Source organism: Lelliottia sp. WB101 (assembly GCF_003051885.1).
Lineage (GTDB): Bacteria > Pseudomonadota > Gammaproteobacteria > Enterobacterales > Enterobacteriaceae > Enterobacter > Enterobacter nimipressuralis.
This window is the reverse complement of sequence record NZ_CP028520.1, coordinates 793,943-806,305: the sequence shown is the minus strand read 5'-3', so window position 1 is coordinate 806,305 and position 12,363 is coordinate 793,943. Positions and strand designations below refer to the sequence as shown.

At 48.4% G+C, this 12,363-nt stretch carries 12 protein-coding genes; 9 read left to right on the top strand and 3 right to left on the bottom strand.

Going from position 1 to position 12,363, the window contains the following annotated elements; all coding sequences use genetic code 11:
• Nucleotides 1-3: 3 nt before the first annotated feature.
• The 5 genes from tdh (at nucleotide 4) to DAI21_RS03795 (ending at nucleotide 6,023) form a co-directional block, all read left to right on the top strand.
• A complete protein-coding gene (gene tdh / locus DAI21_RS03815; protein ID WP_107702525.1) occupies nucleotides 4-1,029 on the top strand; it encodes an L-threonine 3-dehydrogenase in 1,026 nt (341 codons plus the stop codon).
• Between the two features lie 222 nt (nucleotides 1,030-1,251).
• Nucleotides 1,252-2,838: a phosphoethanolamine transferase gene (locus DAI21_RS03810; RefSeq protein ID WP_107702524.1), complete on the top strand. Its 1,587-nt coding sequence runs from the start codon at nucleotides 1,252-1,254 to the stop codon at nucleotides 2,836-2,838.
• A 68-nt stretch (nucleotides 2,839-2,906) separates the two neighbouring features.
• Nucleotides 2,907-4,166, top strand: coding sequence for an O-antigen ligase (locus tag DAI21_RS03805; protein WP_107702523.1), 1,260 nt, complete (start codon nucleotides 2,907-2,909; stop codon nucleotides 4,164-4,166).
• 72 nt (nucleotides 4,167-4,238) lie between these two features.
• Nucleotides 4,239-5,087, top strand: coding sequence for a glycosyltransferase (locus tag DAI21_RS03800; protein WP_107702522.1), 849 nt, complete (start codon nucleotides 4,239-4,241; stop codon nucleotides 5,085-5,087).
• 15 nt (nucleotides 5,088-5,102) lie between these two features.
• Complete coding sequence (locus tag DAI21_RS03795; protein ID WP_234419516.1) at nucleotides 5,103-6,023, top strand: capsular polysaccharide synthesis protein; 921 nt, start codon at nucleotides 5,103-5,105, stop codon at nucleotides 6,021-6,023.
• 28 nt (nucleotides 6,024-6,051) lie between these two features.
• On the opposite strand, the gene DAI21_RS03790 is transcribed toward DAI21_RS03795, so the two are convergent.
• The 3 genes from DAI21_RS03790 to gpmM are packed head-to-tail and all read right to left on the bottom strand — an operon-like array spanning nucleotide 6,052 to nucleotide 9,834.
• Nucleotides 6,052-6,993: a divergent polysaccharide deacetylase family protein gene (locus DAI21_RS03790; RefSeq protein ID WP_102105055.1), complete on the bottom strand. Its 942-nt coding sequence runs from the start codon at nucleotides 6,991-6,993 to the stop codon at nucleotides 6,052-6,054.
• A gap of 3 nt (nucleotides 6,994-6,996) precedes the next feature.
• Nucleotides 6,997-8,256 carry a murein hydrolase activator EnvC gene (envC, locus tag DAI21_RS03785; RefSeq protein WP_234419528.1) on the bottom strand — a complete coding sequence of 420 codons (1,260 nt, stop codon included), beginning with the start codon at nucleotides 8,254-8,256 and terminating at the stop codon, nucleotides 6,997-6,999.
• A 33-nt stretch (nucleotides 8,257-8,289) separates the two neighbouring features.
• Nucleotides 8,290-9,834: a 2,3-bisphosphoglycerate-independent phosphoglycerate mutase gene (gene gpmM, locus DAI21_RS03780; RefSeq protein WP_102105054.1), complete on the bottom strand. Its 1,545-nt coding sequence runs from the start codon at nucleotides 9,832-9,834 to the stop codon at nucleotides 8,290-8,292.
• Nucleotides 9,835-10,082: 248 nt separating this feature from the next.
• Here gpmM and DAI21_RS03775 point away from each other — a divergent pair, with 248 nt between their 5' ends.
• From DAI21_RS03775 to gpsA, 4 genes are read left to right on the top strand one after another with little or no spacing between them, the layout of a single operon-like run.
• A complete protein-coding gene (locus DAI21_RS03775) occupies nucleotides 10,083-10,514 on the top strand; it encodes a rhodanese-like domain-containing protein (RefSeq protein WP_095280187.1) in 432 nt (143 codons plus the stop codon).
• Between the two features lie 13 nt (nucleotides 10,515-10,527).
• Nucleotides 10,528-10,776 carry a glutaredoxin 3 gene (gene grxC, locus DAI21_RS03770; protein WP_100778179.1) on the top strand — a complete coding sequence of 83 codons (249 nt, stop codon included), beginning with the start codon at nucleotides 10,528-10,530 and terminating at the stop codon, nucleotides 10,774-10,776.
• A 33-nt stretch (nucleotides 10,777-10,809) separates the two neighbouring features.
• Nucleotides 10,810-11,277, top strand: coding sequence for a protein-export chaperone SecB (gene secB / locus DAI21_RS03765; protein ID WP_100778178.1), 468 nt, complete (start codon nucleotides 10,810-10,812; stop codon nucleotides 11,275-11,277).
• Nucleotides 11,277-12,296: an NAD(P)H-dependent glycerol-3-phosphate dehydrogenase gene (gpsA, locus tag DAI21_RS03760; protein WP_107702519.1), complete on the top strand. Its 1,020-nt coding sequence runs from the start codon at nucleotides 11,277-11,279 to the stop codon at nucleotides 12,294-12,296. Before secB ends, gpsA begins: the two co-directional genes overlap by 1 nt.
• Nucleotides 12,297-12,363: the final 67 nt, after the last annotated feature.

Sequence of the window (12,363 nt, the reverse complement as noted above, 5' to 3'; positions counted from 1 at the left end):
GTGATGAAAGCGTTATCCAAACTGAAAGCGGAAGAAGGGATTTGGATGACCGACGTGCCGGAGCCGGAAGTCGGTCATAACGATCTGCTGATCAAAATTCGTAAAACCGCCATTTGCGGTACCGACGTTCACATCTACAACTGGGATCAGTGGTCGCAAAAAACTATCCCGGTTCCGATGGTGGTTGGTCATGAATACGTCGGCGAAGTAGTGGGTATCGGCCAGGAAGTGAAGGGGTTCAAAATCGGCGATCGCGTCTCAGGTGAAGGCCATATCACCTGCGGTCACTGCCGTAACTGTCGCGGTGGACGCACCCATCTGTGCCGTAACACCGTGGGCGTAGGCGTTAACCGTCCGGGCTGTTTCGCTGAGTATTTGGTGATCCCGGCGTTTAATGCTTTCAAAATTCCGGACAACATCTCTGATGACCTGGCTTCGATCTTCGACCCGTTCGGCAACGCGGTTCACACAGCGCTGTCGTTTGATTTAGTGGGCGAGGATGTGCTGGTCTCAGGCGCAGGCCCGATCGGCATTATGGCCGCAGCGGTGGCGAAACATGTGGGTGCGCGTAACGTTGTGATCACCGATGTGAACGAATACCGCCTGTCTCTGGCGCGCAAAATGGGCGTGACTCGCGCAGTGGATGTCTCGAAAGAGAACCTGAGCGACGTGATGGCCGAGCTTTGCATGACCGAAGGCTTCGATGTGGGACTGGAGATGTCCGGCGCACCGCCTGCGTTTCGCACTATGCTCGATACCATGAACCACGGTGGCCGTATCGCGATGCTGGGTATTCCGCCGTCAGATATGTCTATCGACTGGAACAAAGTCATCTTTAAAGGTCTGTTCATCAAAGGCATTTATGGCCGTGAGATGTTTGAAACCTGGTACAAAATGGCTGCGCTGATCCAGTCCGGTCTGGATCTGACGCCAATCATTACGCACCATTTCGGCATCGATGATTTCCAGAAAGGCTTCGACGCGATGCGCTCGGGCCAGTCCGGGAAAGTGATCCTGAGCTGGGATTAACAGGCTCAATGGCACCCGATAGTATGGGTGCCATTGCTATTTGTGATGGTTTGACTTTGTGGCTTTTACTTGTTAGTTTTTGGCGAATTTTTCTTCATTCCTTCTTCTCGACACAGTTACATACAGAAACTTATTCCTGTTTTTGCATGGAGTAAATTTTCGGTGTGCAGATCATTTGAATGATAATGTCATGAAGATTAGGGATCTTCGAATCAGGTTAATATGTCAATTTTGTTTTCACAGAAGTCGGTTGGAACCTGTTCAAAATTAACAAGTTATATCTTGTTGATTATTTCCATGCTAATAGTTGCAGGCGTTAATATTTTGACCGCAAAATATAATGCGGTGATTAACAGAACGTTAATTTTTTTATTAATCATGCTGACGTTAAAATGCATTAATAATAAAGTAATCAGGAATGTATTTGCAGTCATTTTGTTAATCCCCATTGCGGCAGATATCAGCCTCCAGTTATATGCGTGGAATAATTTCAATTCAGCATTTAGCTATGGCTTTGCCATGAGTGTGTTAAATACAACACCGGGAGAGGCAAGCTCAATGCTTGGGCTTTATTGGCGAGATTGTCTTATTCTTGTAGGGCTTAGTGCATTATTTATTTACACAATTAATACCGGCCAATATCCAATTAAATCGAAATTCCGTCGCTGGCCTGTTGTCATTCTTTGTCTCACATTGTTTGCTTTTTTTGCACAAGCCTATTTGCATCAGATCAGGAAAAGTAATGTTGAAAGCCTGACTCAACGTTTTGTGCAAGCCACTCCTGTCAGTACCGCAAAAGTGTTTATGCAAGCCGTAGATGATATTTCGGTAGTGGCTAATATTGGTGGAAATATACCTGATTATAAACTGACTTTATCTGAAACTGGTATTGATAACTATGTGCTAATTATTGGTGAATCTGAACGCACGGCCAATATGAGCATTTATGGATATAAAAGAGACACAACACCTGAGCTCATAGAACAGCAACAAAAGAAACAGTTGCTACTTTTCAACAACGCCGTTTCCCCTGCGCCAGTAACTATCATGGCCGTTCCTTTAGCTATAACGGCGGATACGGTGAATGCCAGAGACCCGCGTAAGTACGGTGATAATATTATAAATATCGCTAATAAAGCAGGATACGAAACGTATTGGTTTAGCCGTCAGGGAAAAGGTGGCGCGCATAACAATGTTATAACTGGCATTGCCAAGAACGCACATAAGTCGGAGTGGGTTGACGAGGGCTATGATGAGGCATTGCTCCCTCTTCTCAATGACGCCTTAAAAAAACCGGGCAAGAAGGTTATCGTGCTGCATCTGTACGGTAGTCATGAACCCGCCTGTCGACGCTTCCCCGAAAATAAGGCTCTGTTATCCGGTGGTAGTGTTGCGGATGATTGCTACGATAATTCCGTGCGTTATACGGATACTTTAATGGGTAATATATTCCGTTCTCTGGAAAACACGCGTTCTTCGGTCATGTATTTTTCTGATCATGGCCTGGTGCGCGACGTTAATCGAGCAGTAGTCTATTCCCATGCTGGAGTTAATCCGCCAAAAGATGCTTTGCAAGTACCGATGTTCATCTGGTACAGCCATCCAGATGATGCAATGGATAAAATCATAGGTACTTATGATACTACGTGGTCTACAGACGATGTAAATACGCTTGCCGAACTATGGCTGGGAATACATCGACAAGGCGAGTCGATTAAAACAGTTGAGTCATGGTTATCCAGCTATGAAAAAGACGTGTCCATCATGGATACTACGGGAAAGACTTATGACTGGCGAAATGTCCGCTAACGTAGATGGGCCCGATTTATTATTAGTGGGATATTCACCTTGCTATCTTTTTGAAAAATGGAACGATAATGGTCACTTATAAATGTGAAAAAATCCAGTCAGCTTTGATGCACCTATTGTTTGGGTTGTGTGCCATCGCTTTTGGCTGTGTGATTGTCTCGCCAAACTTTTCCGTTAAAGTACTTAGTGTTGCAGGCGTCACTGCATTGCTAGTTTTTATACTTGATCTTAAGAATTTTAGAAAGAATGATGTGTTTTGGATATGCCTTTTACTTTTTATTATTGGAGTATCTGACCTTATCTGGTTTAGGATGTATAAAACAGATAATAGCTCTGCAATAAATTCGTATCGTGCCTATCTTGAGGTCGGGAAAATATGTTTGTATGGGGCGTTTAGTATTTTTGTTTTGGTGAACAAAAATCATCTTAAGTTAGGCAATAATAAAATTCATATTGTGTTGGCTATAGCGCTTCAATTAATGATTATAGTTTACGGTGGATATCAGCATCTCTATCTCGAAACAAAAAGGGTAACATTTTCACTGGCTCAAGGGGCTGACGCGACAGGGGCGGCTTACACGATTGCGTTCATTTCTTTCTATACAATTTTAGTCATTCAGCATACTTCGAGCAAATGGAAAGAACTCATAATTCTGGGGCATTTCTTCATTACATTTTTGATGCTGATTGCAACTGAAACACGTGCTGCAATTCTAACCTATCCGATAATATTTTTCGGTTTGCTGGTTTTTAAATGTTATAAGGAAAAACATATTCCATGGAAAGGGATAGTGGTTTTTATAATAACATTGCTGGCAGGTGCTTTTATGATGAAAGATAATCTTATCCAGAGATATAACGATCTTAACCGCGATATCGTAGCATATGACAAAAATAATAGTGCTACTTCAGTGGGTGCGCGTTTTGCTATGTGGGAGACAGGACTTATAGCGGCAAAAGGAAATTATTTGTGGCAATCAACAGACGAGCGAAATAAAAAAATATTAGCTGAAGTTGAGAAAGATAACAGTTTACGAGGCGTTTTACCGCATATCGCCGGTCATTTGCATAATGAAGTTGTTGAAACACTTTCCGTCAAAGGACCAACAGGTCTAATTCTCTATATTCTGTTTATTATTTCTCTTGCCTGGTATGCATTGCGAAAAGTAAACAGTATTATTCTTTTTGCTTTTCTTGTTTCTTTAATTATGTTTGGCGTTGGTGGGGTGATGTTCTACTCTAAAACAACTCCTGTTGCCTGGATGCTAACGCTCATTATGTCCATCGTTTTACTTGAGCAAAATAAGCACAGGGATGTCATCAAGTAATCATTTTGATTCTTCACCGGGAAATCGGTATTCTTCCCGGTGGAGAAATACTACCGAACAAACGGGCAAGCTATGGATAAACTGATTTCAGTCATTGTGACTACCTATAACAGAGAAGACTTACTAGAGCGTGCTATTCGTTCAGTTATCGCACAGACTTATTCTGCTATAGAGTTAGTGATAGTTGATGATTGCTCGAATGAAAAAACAACGCAACTCATTGAAAAGATACGCAATGAATGTGAAGCGCGTTTCGTTCGGTTCATTTACGAGCGTAACGAAAAAAACAGCGGTTCTAACTTCAGTCGTAATCGAGGTTACTCGCTTTCGCAGGGAGTATTTGTGACCGGATTGGATGATGACGATTATTTTCTACCTGAGCGTTTATCAAAGCTGGTCTCACGTTACGAAGAAAAATATGCGTTCGTTACGGATACACCAGCGCGCCTGGACAAGAAACATAGACGTTATCCTGAAAATAATCATAAAAGACTTATTACGTTACAGGATGTTTTATGTGAAAACGTTGTTGGTAACCAAGTTCTCACAACCAGAGAAAAACTGCTTGGAGTCGGTGGTTTTTCACCTGAGATTAAGCAACAGCAAGATCGTGATGTCTGGATTAAGCTTATTATAAAATATGGTCCAGGCATTAAATATAATTTTAGCACGGCTATGGTTGATGCCGAACATGGCAGTGACAGAATTACTTCACAGATAAAGAAATATAATGCATATCGCAAACTGTATTTCAAATATCGTGAGTTTATGTCCGAAGAAACGCGCAGTAATAATCTTTTTCAGTTAATGTCGTTTAGAGGCTTTAAATCTAATAGAATGAATCAGTTATTATGCGGAAAAAAGAAAGATATGAAATTAAGAATGAAGTTATTGCGTCGCACTTTAAAAGAGATTTTTTAATTTGTTAACGGTGAAATGATGAATATTAATGTATTGAATAAAATCATAAAAAAATCACGTCGCTGGTATAAAAAGACTAATTATTCTTTTTTCAAAGATATAGCGACGCGTTATGAAAAAAAGAAAAAAGATAAAATATTCACTGTCATTGATGATCTTAACATACAGCCTGAAACAAATATTGAATCTCAGTCCAGTTCCAGCGAGTCTCGGATCATTTGGATTTGTTGGTTTCAAGGTTTAGATAATGCACCTGAGCTGGTGAAAAGATGTATTGAATCAGTGGAGTTACATTCACCAGACGCAAAAGTAGTGATTTTAACTGATGATAATATCCCTCTGTATTTGTCCTTGCCTGATTATATTAAGGAAAAATATGAGCGAGGTCTTATTAGCAAAGCTCAATATTCAGATATCGTTCGTTGTTCCCTGCTGTATCAATATGGTGGTATATGGATGGATGCCACCGTATTTATAACTAAACCTGTCCCAGGGTCGTTTTACGAAAATACCTTCTCATCGCTTCGCTTTGAAGCCAATGAAGATACATTAAGTCAAGGTTACTGGACCGCCTATTTTTTGTCTTCTCAGAAATCTAATCAAATTATAAAATTTGTTCGCGATGTGCTTTACCGTTACTGGCAGCATCATGATACTTTGATCGAATATTTTTTGATAGATTATAGCTTCTTATATGCTCGTGAAAGATTTCCACAATTCCGACGAGTTATGGATGAACAACCTGTGACTGGAAATTCTCGCTTTCTGCTTCGACAATATATGAATCTTTCAGCAGATTCTGCATCGAACAAAGTACTCAGTAATGATCATATTGGGATTTATAAGCTCTCCCATAAAGAGAGATATATCACAACGCATGAGGGTCAGCCGACAATCTATAGCAATATCCTAAATGGTTCTTTTAAATTAAACTAATCAGCCACAAACTGTGGCTGATTTCTAATTACACCTTCTTACCCCAGCCCTGCCACTGGTGCTGGAAGTAAGTCACCAGTGAGCTTTGGCTGATGCTCTCACCAATCACTGTGAAGAATCGGGTCGCATAGACCGGCTCAGGCGGCTGTTTCGGTTTGCAAATCTGTACGCCACGGAATGGATTTTTAGGCTCCGTGCGTGGCTTGCTGCCTGGCGTGGAAGTGTCTGGCCGTGACGTATCCACCTGTGGTTCGTTCAGCAGACTGCTTGGGCGGACCAGCGTGATGTCTGAGGGCAGCGTCGGCAGCATTTGCTGCAAGACACGCACCGTGGACGGGTGCGGGTGGCCAATGGCGATCGCGGAGCCCGTGCGGCGAGCCAACTGAACGGCGCGATTAAACTGGAAGCGAATATCGGCTTCGTTCTGGGTGTCATCAAGGAACACTTTGCGCTTAATCACTTTCACGCCCGTGCCCTGCGCGGCGCGCATAGACTGGCTATTGCCGATGGTCATACTGTCGAGAAAATAGAGGTTGTAGCGCTCCAGCGCCTGCATCACTTTCTGCATCCCGAACAGACTCGAGGTCATGGCGCTGCCCATGTGGTTATTCAGCCCGACCGCAAACGGCACTTTGCCGTAGGCGTCGCGAATGATGCGCTCGATCTCGTCGCTGCTCATCTCCGGACGGAGGGTGTCTTTTTCCAGCGGTTGTTTGCTCAGCGGCGCCATCGGCAGGTGGATGAGCACTTCATGCCCGCTGTTGTGGGCTTTGGTCGCCATTTCACGCGCGTGCGGTGCATTCGGTAAGACGGCGACGGAGATGGCCGACGGCATCGCCAGCACCTGATTCTCGTTGTGCGGACGATAGCCAAAGTCATCAATGACGATGGCTAATTTGCCTGCGTAAACCGGTGAAGCCAGCGCCAGTGCACTGACGACGGAGAGAACAATACGACGAAATTGAAGCAAAACTTATCTTCCCAACCACGGCTGTGGATTGACCGCCTGACCCTGGCGACGAATTTCGAAATAGAGTGACGGGCGGCCCTGACCGCCACTGCTGCCCACAAGGGCGATGGGTTGTCCTGCACGGACCTGAGTGCCGACGCTGACCAGCGCGCTTTGGTTGTAGCCGTAAAGACTCATGTCGCCTTTCCCGTGCTCAACCACCACCACCAGGCCGTAGCCTTGCAGCCAGTCGGCGAGGATTACGCGGCCATCGGCGATCGCTTTGACTTCGCTCCCTTCCGACGCGCCAATCACGATACCCTTCCAACGTAGCTCACCCTGCAGCTGTTCGCCATAGCGATGCAAAATAGAGCCGCGCACGGGCCAGTAGGCTTGTCCGCGTGGGGCGCCTAATCCGCCGGTACGTGAGATAAGCGAGCGCTCGCTTTCCGTTGGCTTGTAGGTCGAGCCTTTGCGGGAGGCTTCCTGTTGACGGTCTTTCACGGCTTGCGCTTCGCGGGCCTCTTTCTCGGCGCGTGCCCGGGCGGCGGCTTCTGCGCGAGCAATAGTGTTGCGCAGTTTTGATTCGTTGGCACGCATTTCACCCAGCTGCGCCTGGCCTTCCTGGATGGAAGATTCCAGCCCGGAGAGGGTTTTCTTACGTTCGTTCCGCGCCTGTTCCAGCTTCGCCTGCTGCGCCTGCTGATCGTAAAGCAGGGTCTGCTGCTGACTTTGCTTCTCTTCCAGCTCGGCTTTCTGCGAGGTGACCTCTTCGCGCGTCTGTTTAAGCTGCGCGATGGTCTCCTGACGAGCCTGGTTCAGATAGCCGAAATAGGCCTGCAGGCGCTGCCCGCGCTGGCTCTCTTCCCCGCTGAGAATCAGCTGAATGCCGGTGTGCTCGCCCTGACGAAACGCAGCGTCGAGCTGTGCTGCAAGGTTACGTTCCTGAGTGGCTCGCTGGAGTTCCAGTTTGGCAATCGACGCATTCATCTCATCGATTTGCTTGTTCAGCACGGAAAGGGTGTTCTGCGTTTCGCGCAGTTTGCGCGCGGCGGCGGAGATCGCTTCTTCCTGCTGCTTTAACTGTGCAAGCAGTGAGGCGCGTTGCTGTTGCTGCTGGCGTACCGCGCGCTCTTTGGCGGCGATATCGGCCTGAATAGATTTGAGCTGATCGCGATCGTCAGCGTGGGCGGATGCGGCGCACAGCAATACGCCAGCGCTGAGTGCGCTGGCGTAAAGCAGAGGCCTGACTGATAACCGTAACGGCTTCACGACCCATGTGATTGAAAAAATCGCCTTTCCCCTCATGGGGAGGGATTATTCCACGATGAACAGCGGCTTGCCAGTCATCTCTTGCGGGATTTCCATACCCATCAGCGTCAACATGGTTGGTGCGATGTCAGAAAGCTTGCCGCCTTCCACTGCTTTCAGAGATTTCTCACCCACGTAAATCAGCGGAACAGGCAGGTTGGTGTGTGCTGTGTGCGCCTGTCCGGTAGACGGATCGCGCATCTGTTCTGCGTTACCGTGGTCAGCTGTAATCAGCAGTTGGCCACCGACGGATTCGACCGCTTTGGTCACTTCGTCAACGCAGTGGTCCAGCGCTTCAACCGCTTTCACCGCGGCTTCCATCACGCCCGTATGCCCGACCATATCGCCGTTCGGGTAGTTACAGATGATGGTGTCGTATTTACCGCTTTTGATTGCCGCAACCAGTTTCTCGGTCAGTTCAGCAGAGCTCATTTCTGGCTGCAGATCGTAAGTCGCCACTTTCGGAGAGTTGATCAGAATGCGGTCTTCGCCTTTGAACGGCTCTTCAACACCGCCGTTGAAGAAGAAGGTCACGTGCGCATATTTTTCGGTTTCAGAAATACGCAGCTGCGTTTTGTCGTTCTTCGCCATCCACTCGCCGAAGGTGTTTGCCAGCGATGCCGGTGGATACGCGCAAGGGACTTTGATGTCTGCGGCGTATTCGGTCAGCATGATGAAGTCGAGGTTCACGACTTTTTTACGGGCAAAACCGTCGAAATCCGCGTTCACGAAAGCGCGAGTGATTTCGCGCGCACGGTCAGCGCGGAAGTTCATGAAGATCAGCGCATCGCCGTCTTCCATTGCGGCATCAGCCTGGCCTTCAGCTCGGATCACGGTCGCTTTCACGAATTCGTCGTTTTCATCGCGCGCGTAAGCGGCTTCCAGACCGGCAACAGCGGTATCAAACTGGAATTCGCCTGCTGCCTGGGTCATCAGGTCGTAGGCTTTCTCAACGCGGTCCCAGCGGTTGTCGCGGTCCATTGCGAAGTAACGGCCAATGATAGACGCCACGCGGCCTTTGCCCAGTTCAGCAAATTTCTCTTCAAAGGTTTGCAGGGAGGATTTCGCGCTGCGCGGTGGGGTGTCGCGGCCGTCGAGGAAAGCGTGCAGATAGATTTTTTCTGCGCCGCGTTCGGCGGCCATCTCAACCATCGCCAGGATGTGATCTTCGTGGCTGTGAACACCACCGGCAGAGAGCAGACCCATGATGTGGACGGCTTTGCCCGCGTTGACTGCTTTATCAACGGCGGTGGTCAACACCGGGTTGGTGAAGAAAGTACGTTCTTTAATTTCAACGTCCAGGCGAGTCAGGTCCTGATAGACGATACGACCGGCGCCCAGGTTGACGTGTCCCACTTCGGAGTTGCCCATCTGACGGTCTGGCAGGCCAACTTCCAGGCCAGAAGCGTCAATCAGGGTATGCGGACGTTTTGCCCACAGCGCATCCATGACCGGGGTTTTAGCGTTGAAAATGGCGTTATCCTGGCTGTCCTCACGATAGCCATAACCATCCAGAATCACCAGTACCATAGGTTTTTTAGAAACCGACATTGCGACAACCTCATACTCAAGAGACAAAAAATTTGCGTAATTTTACTACAGCTGAATCGATAAAATAGCCGCAGAAGATCAAAGAAAGGGAGGGGACAGGCGGCGGGTGTGCTCATTTTGACGCTTTTTTTTCGTGGCATGCCGCAGAAAATGGATTAGCTTATTCTCGCTGGCTGTATTTGCCACAACGCACAGGTATACTCCTGTCCTGGTTTTTTTAATCACTACGTCGGGAGTTGTTACCCCCCATGCAAGAAATTATGCAATTTGTTAGCCGCCACCCAGTACTCAGTATCGCGTGGATTGGTTTACTGGCCGCTGTGCTGTTCACCACGTTTAAAGGCCTTACGTCTAAAGTTAAGGTTATTACCCGTGGCGAAGCAACGCGCCTCATCAACAAAGAAGACGCGGTCGTTGTGGATCTGCGCCAGCGTGATGATTTCCGTAAAGGGCACATTGCAGGGTCTATTAACCTGCTGCCAACAGAAATCAAAGCCAACAATCTTGGCGAGCTGGAAAAGCATAAAGACAAACCGATTATCGTGGTTGACGGTACCGGCATGCAGGCTCAGGACCCAGCGAGCGCACTCACCAAAGCTGGCTTCGATAAAGTCTTCGTACTGAAAGACGGCGTCTCTGGCTGGAGCGGTGAGAATCTGCCTTTAGTTCGCGGTAAATAAGAGGAACGACGTGATGGCCAATATTGAAATCTACACCAAAGCGACCTGCCCGTTTTGCCATCGTGCAAAAGCGCTTCTAAACAGCAAAGGGGTAACTTTCCAGGAACTGCCCATTGATGGCGATGCGGCAAAACGTGAAGAGATGATCAAACGTAGTGGCCGCACGACGGTTCCGCAGATTTTTATTGATGCGCAGCACATTGGCGGCTGTGATGACTTGTATGCGCTGGATGCACGCGGCGGGCTCGATCCCCTGCTGTGATAGCGTTTTAGGACAATTAAAAAGGGTATTTCCATGTCAGAACAAAACAACAACGAAATGAGTTTCCAGATCCAGCGCATCTACACCAAAGATGTCTCTTTCGAAGCTCCAAATGCGCCACACGTTTTCCAGAAAGATTGGCAGCCAGAGGTTAAACTTGATCTTGATACTGCTTCTACCCAACTGGCAGAAGACGTGTATGAAGTTGTGCTGCGCGTGACCGTTACCGCTGCGCTGGGCGAAGAAACTGCATTCCTGTGCGAAGTACAGCAGGGCGGTATCTTCTCCGTTGGCGGTATCGAAGGTAATCAGCTGGCGCATTGCCTGGGTGCATACTGCCCGAACATCCTGTTCCCGTATGCTCGCGAATGCATCACCAGCCTGGTATCCCGCGGTACATTCCCGCAACTGAACCTTGCGCCAGTAAACTTTGATGCGCTGTTCATGAACTATCTGCAGCAGCAAGCTGGCGAAGGTACTGACCAACATCAGGATGCCTGATGAGTACAGTTAATGCGTCAATGACTGTGATCGGTGCCGGCTCTTACGGCACCGCTCTTGCCATCACTCTGGCAAGAAATGGTCACGAAGTGGTTCTCTGGGGCCACGATCCCAAACATATCGCGACGTTGCAACACGACCGCTGCAACGTGGCGTTTCTTCCTGACGTGCCTTTCCCTGATTCGCTGCATCTCGAAAGCGATCTTGCCACCGCGCTTGCCGCCAGCCGCAATATTCTCGTGGTTGTGCCGAGCCATGTCTTTGGCCAGGTGCTGCACCAGATCAAGGCGCTGATGCGCCCGGATGCGCGCATTGTGTGGGCGACGAAAGGGCTGGAAGCGGAAACCGGACGTCTCTTGCAGGATGTCGCCCGCGAAATTCTGGGTGATGACATTCCCCTCGCGGTGATCTCCGGGCCGACGTTTGCCAAAGAGCTGGCCGCAGGCCTGCCAACGGCCATCTCTCTGGCATCGACCGATCAGACCTTCTCCGACGATCTCCAGCATTTGCTGCACTGCGGTAAGAGCTTCCGTGTCTACAGCAATCCCGATTTTATCGGTGTGCAGCTGGGCGGCGCGGTGAAAAACGTCATCGCGATTGGTGCCGGGATGTCCGACGGTATCGGCTTTGGCGCCAACGCGCGTACAGCGCTGATCACCCGTGGGCTGACTGAAATGTCTCGTCTCGGGACCGCGCTGGGCGCCGATCCTGCCACCTTTATGGGGATGGCCGGTTTAGGCGATCTGGTGCTGACCTGCACTGATAACCAGTCTCGCAACCGCCGTTTCGGCATGATGCTTGGACAGGGCATGGACGTGATCGGTGCGCAGGAAAAGATTGGTCAGGTGGTTGAAGGCTATCGCAATACCAAAGAAGTTCGGGAATTGGCGCACCGTTTTGGTGTCGAAATGCCAATAACCGAGGAAATTTATCAGGTATTGTATTGCGGAAAAAATGCGCGCGAGGCAGCATTAACGCTGTTAGGTCGCTCACGCAAGGACGAGCGCAGTAGTAGTTAATCGCAGGGAACCTTAGTCACCTGAATGACCCGGCTGGCGCAGAACTGGCCGGTCATTATGATACCGC

Excerpts from the sequence above, each read along its gene's own strand:
- gpsA (WP_107702519.1), top strand. The coding sequence starts at position 11,277 with ATGAGTACAGTTAATGCGTCAATGACTGTGATCGGTGCCGGCTCTTAC.
- secB (WP_100778178.1), top strand. The coding sequence starts at position 10,810 with ATGTCAGAACAAAACAACAACGAAATGAGTTTCCAGATCCAGCGCATC.
- DAI21_RS03795 (WP_234419516.1), top strand. The coding sequence starts at position 5,103 with ATGATGAATATTAATGTATTGAATAAAATCATAAAAAAATCACGTCGC.
- grxC (WP_100778179.1), top strand. The coding sequence starts at position 10,528 with ATGGCCAATATTGAAATCTACACCAAAGCGACCTGCCCGTTTTGCCAT.
- tdh (WP_107702525.1), top strand. The coding sequence starts at position 4 with ATGAAAGCGTTATCCAAACTGAAAGCGGAAGAAGGGATTTGGATGACC.
- DAI21_RS03805 (WP_107702523.1), top strand. The coding sequence starts at position 2,907 with ATGGTCACTTATAAATGTGAAAAAATCCAGTCAGCTTTGATGCACCTA.
- DAI21_RS03800 (WP_107702522.1), top strand. The coding sequence starts at position 4,239 with ATGGATAAACTGATTTCAGTCATTGTGACTACCTATAACAGAGAAGAC.
- DAI21_RS03810 (WP_107702524.1), top strand. The coding sequence starts at position 1,252 with ATGTCAATTTTGTTTTCACAGAAGTCGGTTGGAACCTGTTCAAAATTA.
- DAI21_RS03775 (WP_095280187.1), top strand. The coding sequence starts at position 10,083 with ATGCAAGAAATTATGCAATTTGTTAGCCGCCACCCAGTACTCAGTATC.
- gpmM (WP_102105054.1), bottom strand. The coding sequence starts at position 9,834 with ATGTCGGTTTCTAAAAAACCTATGGTACTGGTGATTCTGGATGGTTAT.